The organism is Bradyrhizobium sp. AUGA SZCCT0158, from assembly GCF_018130065.1.
In the GTDB taxonomy this organism is placed as follows: domain Bacteria; phylum Pseudomonadota; class Alphaproteobacteria; order Rhizobiales; family Xanthobacteraceae; genus Bradyrhizobium.
The window spans coordinates 26,454-32,774 of the sequence record NZ_JAFCME010000047.1; the positions used below are offsets into that span (position 1 = coordinate 26,454).

General features: G+C 63.8%; 4 protein-coding genes. 3 read left to right on the forward strand and 1 reads right to left on the reverse strand.

Translation table 11 applies throughout. The annotated features are described in order from the left end of the window. Window positions 1–156 precede the first annotated feature (156 nt). The 3 genes from JQ574_RS33790 to JQ574_RS33800 all read left to right on the forward strand — a co-directional run bounded on the left by JQ574_RS33790 (window position 157) and on the right by JQ574_RS33800 (window position 5,561). On the forward strand, window positions 157–2,307 hold the full coding sequence (locus JQ574_RS33790; protein WP_212384209.1) for an AsmA family protein: 2,151 nt from the start codon (window positions 157–159) through the stop codon (window positions 2,305–2,307). Window positions 2,308–2,522: 215 nt separating this feature from the next. Beyond that, the gene (locus tag JQ574_RS33795) at window positions 2,523–4,979 is read left to right on the forward strand and encodes an adenylate/guanylate cyclase domain-containing protein (RefSeq protein ID WP_212214786.1); all 2,457 of its coding nucleotides are present in this window, start codon (window positions 2,523–2,525) and stop codon (window positions 4,977–4,979) included. A gap of 315 nt (window positions 4,980–5,294) precedes the next feature. Further along, window positions 5,295–5,561 (forward strand): hypothetical protein, encoded by a 267-nt coding sequence (locus JQ574_RS33800; RefSeq protein WP_212214784.1) that lies wholly within the window; start codon window positions 5,295–5,297, stop codon window positions 5,559–5,561. 69 nt (window positions 5,562–5,630) lie between these two features. Here the strand turns inward: JQ574_RS33800 and JQ574_RS33805 are convergent, their stop codons facing one another. Beyond that, entirely contained in the window at window positions 5,631–5,861 is a 231-nt protein-coding gene (locus JQ574_RS33805) for a hypothetical protein (RefSeq protein WP_212001010.1), read from the reverse strand. Window positions 5,862–6,321: the final 460 nt, after the last annotated feature.

A 6,321-nucleotide genomic window follows, 5' to 3' on the forward strand; every position in this document is an offset into this window, starting at 1 on the left:
CCGAAGTGTGTCATAAGTCACATAGCATTGCAGCAGCCTTGCAATAATTTTGGCTTCTTTGAGCGATGTCCCCTTCCGGGATAAGCTCGCTTGTCCGGCTGTGCCCCATCGGGCGCGGCCGAAACCGATGCCGTTTGCCCGGCCTGGAAAGTCGAAATGAGAGCATTGAAATTCGCCGGGGCCGCTATCGGCGCCGTGATCGTCATCATCGGGCTGCTGCTCGTGATCGGCATCCCGTCCGGCTTCATGACGTCGCAGATCCAGGAACGGGTCCAGCGCGAGACCGGCTACAAGCTCACCATCAACGGCGGAACCAGGGTCGGGCTCTGGCCGTCGCTCAACATCACGGTGAACGACGTTGCGCTGCAGGATCCGAAAGATCGCGACATCAACCACCGCCTCACCGCAGCCAGCATCCAGGCCGACGTGACACTGGCGAGCCTGTGGTCCGGCAAACCGCAAGTCACCGAACTTGTCATCGTTCGTCCGGTGCTGAACCTGCCGCTGCAGCGCGAACGCATCAAGGATATCAATCCGCCGTCGAAGCCGGCCGCCGCGATCAAGGGCGAAGCCTTTACCATCGAGCATGTCAGCGTCACCGGCGGCACGATCGTGTTTTCCAATCTGCGCGACCGCGTCGAGAACAAGATCGAGACCATCAACGCCGACATGACGATCGATGCCGGCCGCAAGATCCGGGCGACCGGCAATGCGCGCGCCGGCGAGCACGCGTTGAAATTCGACATCAAGGCGGTGGCCCCGGCACCGCCGCTCGAACGGCAGAACATCCCGACCGAATTCAAGGTCGACGCGCCCGGCTTCCTGCACGGGCAGCTGTCGGGCAAGGCGGAAGTCCGGCTCAACGGCCCGGTGGTGATGATCAACGGCCTGACCGGCACGCTCGGCGACGGCGCGTTCAATGGCTGGGCCTCGGTCGATACCGCAAGCAAGCCGCTGGTGAAGCTCGATCTGGATTTCCAGCGGCTCGATGTCGCGATGGGTCGTGGTGACAGCGGTTCGGCGGCGCAGCCCTGGAGCAATGAGACGATCAATCTCAATGGCCTCAATTACGTCGACGCCCAGGCGCGGATCTCCGCGGCAGCGCTCAATGTCGGCGACGCGCGTTTCGCGCCGGCGGCGATCGACGTCACGCTCAACAGCGGCGTGCTGAAGACGCAAGTTTCCAATCTCGGCGCCTATGACGGCAACACCAATGGCGATCTCACTATCGATGCCTCGACCTCCAATCCTTCGTTTGCGCTGCGGGCCGATCTCAACGGCGTGCGCGCGCTGCCGCTGCTGAGGAGTCTGGCCGATTTCGACAAGCTCGACGGCAAGATGCAAACCAAGATCAGCGTGCGCTCCACCGGCAACAGCCAGCGCGCGATCATGGCGGGCCTGCAAGGCACCGCCTTCGTCGTGTTCCAGGACGGTGCCATCAAGGGCCTCAACGTCGCCCAGATGATCCGCTCGCTCACCTCGGGCACCTTGTCCGGCTGGCAGGAGGGCAAGGAGCAGTCGACGGATCTGTCGCAGCTTTCGGCGTCGTTCAAGATCGACAAGGGGCAGGCCGTCACCACCGATCTCAATCTGATCGGTCCGCTGGTGCGGATGACCGGCGTCGGCACCATTGCGCTCGACACCAAGCAGATCGGGTTCCGCGTCGAACCAAAGCTCGTGATGACCACCGAAGGCCAGGGCCGAACCAATGAGCCGGTCGGGTTTGGTATTCCCGTCATGATCGAGGGGCCGTGGGGCGCGCCGAAAATCTATCCGGACATGCAGGGCATTCTGGATAATCCCGACGCCGCCTATGCCAAGCTCAAGGAAATGGGCAAGGGCCTGTTTGGTCCCAATGGCGGCGGCCTCGGCTCCGCCCTCGGCGGCCTGCTCGGCGGACAACAGGGTGTCCCGGGTGGACAACCGGGCGGACCGGGTGGCCAGCAAGGCAGCGGGCTTGAGGGGATTTTGGGTGGACTGCTCGGCGGCGGCCAGCCGGGGGGACAGGGTGGCCAGGGCAGCGGCAGGCCTAACGATCCGCTCGGCGGCCAGCTGGGCGAGGCCATCGGCAATCTGCTGCAGCAAGGTCTGAATAGCGGTCAAGGCGGTCAGGGCAGACCCGCTCAAGGGAGTGCCGGCCAAGCCGCGCCGCGGCCGAACAGCCCGCGCAGCATTCCGATTCCGGGCCAACAGCCCGCTGATGCCGAGCCGGCGGCGCCCGCCGCCCCGACGGCGCAGAATGATGGCGCTCCGCAAACGGACAGCCAGCCGATGAACGACGTTTTGCGGCAGCTGTTTAATCGGTGAGTTGTCCGTCATGGCCGGGCATAGCCGTCCGAAGGACGGCTATGCCCGGCCATGACGAGAATCCCGGTTATCCGCCTACAATCGCGGCTAACCATGTGTGGGATAGGCCACCTGCTCGGCCCCCAAATCGTGCTAAATATGTCCAGCCGCGGCGGCACCCGGCTGGGGATTGCTGCCACCGACACACCGATGCGCGCACACCACGCGTGACGCGCATGAGGGTTACGGATGTGAACGCCGCCAAGGATAGGGTCTGGTTCCTGCGTGAGGGCCTGTTCGCGAAATACGTCGTCGCGCTGGTCGGCCTTGTCGTGTTCGTGCTCGCCGTCAACGGCGCGATGGAAATCTGGATCAGCTATCGCGGCATCAAGTCTTCGCTGACCGACGGCATGTCGGAGAAGGCGGAAGCCACCGCCAAGCGCATCCAGCAATCGATGTCGGACCTCGAACGGCAGATCAACTGGGTGACGCGGACCTCTTCCTACAAGATCGAGGACCGCCGCGCCGACTATGCGCAATTGCTCACCCAGGTGCCCTATGTGAGCCAGCTGACGCTGCTCTCAGCCCAGGGCCGCGAGCAGCTCCGCCTGACGCGCCAGACGGTCCATTACGGCAGCAACGCCGATTTCTCCCGCGACCTGCGCTTCACCGAGTCCGCCGCGCGCGGCACCAGCTTTGCGACGCCCTATTTCCGCGACGGGCGGCCGTTCACGTCGATCTCGCTGCCGCATTCGGATTCCCAGGTCACCGTCGCGGAAATCAATCTTGGCTTCCTGCAGGATTTCTTCGGCGATACCGAGGTCGGCAGGACAGGCTTTGCCTATATCGTCGACAGCAAGGGCCAGGTGCTGGCGAGTTCGTCGAAGGGCCCCGAAATCGGCAAGGACGTCTCAAGCCTGCCGCAGGTTGCCGCCATCAAGGGCTCGCTGCTGTCGGAGGGCACGGACATTGCCGGCAACGACGTGCTGACGACGGTGAGCGCGGTGCCGCGGATCGGCTGGTTCGTGTTCTTCGAGCAGCCGACGGCGCAGGCGCTGACGCCGATCCGCGAGCAACTGTTGCGCATCGCGCTTCTGATCGCGATGGGCCTCGTCACCGCGATCATCGCCGGCACCGTGATGGCGCGGCGGATGCTGGTGCCGATCAACGCGCTGCGCGCCGGCGCGCATCGGCTCGGCGGCGGCGATTTCAGCCACCGCATCGAGGTGAAGACCTCCGACGAGCTGGAAGAGCTTGCCGACCAGTTCAACGGCATGGCGAGCCAGCTGGCGGAAACCTATTCCGGCCTCGAGGCCAAGGTGAAGGAGCGGACGCGGGATCTGGCGCAGTCGATCAACGAGCTGAAAGTGCTCGAAGAGGTCGGCCGCGCGGTGTCGTCGTCGCTCGACCTCAACGCCGTGCTGCCGACGGTCGCCGCCCGCGCGCTCGAAATCACCCATGCCGACGCGGTCCTGATCTACGGCTATGACGTCACGAACCGCCAATTCAACCTCACCGAATCGATCGGCATCGACAAGGCGGCCGAAGGCAAGCACCTGGCGATCGAGGCCGACAACTCGCCGCTCGGCGAAGCCGCCGCGCGGGGCGAGCCGATCGCGATCCCTGATCTGGACGCGACGGCGGATCATCCGCTGCGCGACGTCGTGGTCGAGGCTGGCTTCCATTCGGTGCTGGTGGTGCCGCTGGTCGACCAGCAGGGCATTTTGGGATCGCTGGTGGTGCTGCGTCAGAACGCCGGCGAATTTTCCGACAACCTCATCGGCCTGATGAAGACCTTTGCGCACCAGAGCGTGCTCGCGATGCGCAACGCGCGGCTGTTCTCGGAAGTCGACCACAAGAGCCGCGAGCTGGAGATGGCGAACGCCACGGTGCGCGAGCAGGCCGACAAGCTGCTGGAGCAGACCGACCAGCTCAAGGACTGGAACAGGTCGCTGGAGGAGCGGGTCGAGACCCAGCTCGGCGAGATCGAACGCATCCGCCGCCTCGAACGTTTCCTGGCGCCGCAGGTGGCGCAGCTGATCGCCTCCGGCGACGGACATGAAGGCCTGCTCGACAGCCACCGCCGCGAAGTCACCGTCGTGTTCTGCGACATGCGCGGCTTTACCTCGTTCACCGAGACCACCGAGCCGGAAGAGGCGATGAACGTGCTGCGCGAGTATCACGCCGCGCTCGGCGCGCTGATTTTCAAGTACGAAGGCACGCTCGACCGCTATGCCGGCGACGGCGTGATGATCCTGTTCAACGCGCCGATCCAGTTCGAGGACCACGTCAAGCGCGCGGTGAAGATGAGCGTGGAGATGCGCGACACGGTGGGCGCGCTGACCGAGAAGTGGCGCAACCGCGGCCACAATCTCGGCTTCGGAATCGGCATTGCGCTCGGCTACGCCACGCTCGGCCAGATCGGCTTCGAGCAGCGGCTGGAATATGCCGCGATCGGCAGCGTCACCAACCTCGCCTCGCGCCTGTGCGACGAGGCCAAGGCCAACCAGATCGTGGTAAGCAGGCGCGTCTACGGCATGGTCGAGCAATGGGTCGAGGGCCACCCGATCGACGATCTCAATTTGAAGGGTTTTAACCATCCGATTCTGGCGGCCGAGATTACGAGCTGGCGGGAAGAGGTGGATAATGTGGTGGATGCGGCGTCGGCGGCGCGAAGGCAGAAGAAGTCGTAGTTGCCGTCGTCCCGGACAAGCGAAGCGCGATCCGGGATCCATACCGCGTGATGCTCACTTTGCGGAAGGTATCTAACGCCAGCGTTCTTGCCGATGGGCCGCGGCGTATGGGTCCCGGCCCCCGTGCGCAATCGCGCACTAGGCCGGGACGATGAACGCCAGCCGCAGCCCAACCGGCAAATCGTCGCAGCACCCAAAAACAGCATCGTTCACCCGCATCGTATAGAACCCGTTGCCCGCCGGATGCGACAAACGGCGGTCAGTTCGCATTCGAGGTCGCGGCCTGGACAGTCCCCAAACACCAGGAGCTTCCCGATGCTTTCCCGCACCGCCTATGTATCCGTCATCACCCTTGCCGCCGCCGCAGCCAGCCTTGCCACCGCCTCGGTCGCGCAGGCCGGGATGATCGGCAACTCCAACTTCGCCGGCTCGAAAACCGTGATCAACCGCCCGATGCCGACGCCGCCCCGCGTTCAGCCGACGCGGCCGATGATCAATTCGAATCTCAAGCTGCATTGCCACAAGTACGTCGATCGGACCACCAATCCGGGCCACCCCGTGATGGCGACCACCTGCCACTAAATGATTCAGGACGACGAACGACATGGAACCATCAGGCGCCATGTCGTCGTCGGCCCGTCGTGACGAAGATCAAAAATTGCACTTCGCCGCGTTGACGACCTTGATGCCGCCGGTCTTGGGATCGAACTTGGCCTGCTTGCCGACGACGCAACCCTTGCCGTCGAGCTTGCCGTCATCGAACAGTTTCTTGCCGTTCGAATCGTAGATCGCCATGCGGTGCTTGCCCCTTGCGTATGCGCCCGAGGAAGCGGTGAGCGCGACGGCAACGGCGGCGGTGAGGATGAGAGCTGAGCGGAACATTGCTGTAGACCTTTCGTGTTGAAATCTCCCCATCGGAGACAGTGCAAACGTAAGGTTTTCTGTCGTTCCGCACTGTGCGTGGCGTCACATCGGGTGTGTGTCGTCGGCAAGTGCGGACTCGGTTTTCCAGTATCCGCCTCGCTCCCTCATCGTCGTCCCGGCCTTGAGCTCAGATGCGCAATTGCGCATCTGTGGTCAAGGCCGGGACGACAGCTGTGTTTGTTGTTGCGCAATCGTCCAAATCCAAACGCGGCTTCGCATTCTCGCGACGCATAGCGCCCGAGCTTTGCCAGAAACTTCCTTACCCTCGAAAACAGAGGGCGCAGGGAAGACCGGGTGCGCGCTGCACCCGCGGTCTCGTGTGCGATATGCACAAAACAAAGTGCACACGAGCATACAGGGCAGCGGAGAACACCCGGCCTTCCCTGCGCAATGGCTTTACGGCTTATGCCGTGATCTC